The sequence below is a fragment of the Vibrio sp. YT-19(2023) genome, from assembly GCF_033337395.1.
The window spans coordinates 1-627 of sequence record NZ_JAWOQN010000681.1; the positions used below are offsets into that span (position 1 = coordinate 1).

Consider the following 627-nt stretch of genomic DNA (forward strand, 5'->3'; position numbering starts at 1 on the left):
CAACGTAGAAGTCAACTTTAGCAATGCTACCATCCGCGTCTGCTGCGTTAGCAGTAAGCGTAACAGTACCGCCTAACTCGATTGAAGTAGCTGAAAGCGCAACATCCACTGTAGGCGCTTCATTACCTGGTTGAGCTGAAGCAATCGTAAGCGTTACTGAACTTGCAGTACTTACCGCACCAGCGTCATCATAAGATTTAGTTGAAAACTCGTGTACGCCTTCAGTTGCAGTCCAAGATGCAGTGAAAGGAGCCGAAGTAGACTGACCAACTAAAGCACCATCAACAAAGAATTCAACTTTGCTAATTGTGCCATCAGTGTCTGCTGCATCTGCGGCTAGGTTAACCACTTCACCAGCGGTGATAGATGCCGACGCAGAAGGAGCGGTTAGAGTCACCGTCGGGATTTCATTTTGTGGTGGGTCAACAGGACCTGTTCCATCACAAGCACCAAGAGATTCCCACTCGCCCCACTGGCCAGCTTGTGCAGGGTTATTGTTTTGCGTCCAGTAACGCGCTTTGTATGCGTTACCTTCGTGCTGAACTTGGTCGCCGCCATTATAAACTTTTGACGAATCCCAAACTTCTAGAGGGGCACAATCAACCGCTGCGTAGCTGTTGAAGGCCA

The 627-nt window shown here is 49.1% G+C and carries 1 protein-coding gene; it reads right to left on the reverse strand.

From position 1 onward, the window contains the following. Positions 1 to 627: Ig-like domain-containing protein (locus R7E78_RS27850; RefSeq protein ID WP_318058850.1), on the reverse strand; the 627-nt coding region annotated here is incomplete at both ends.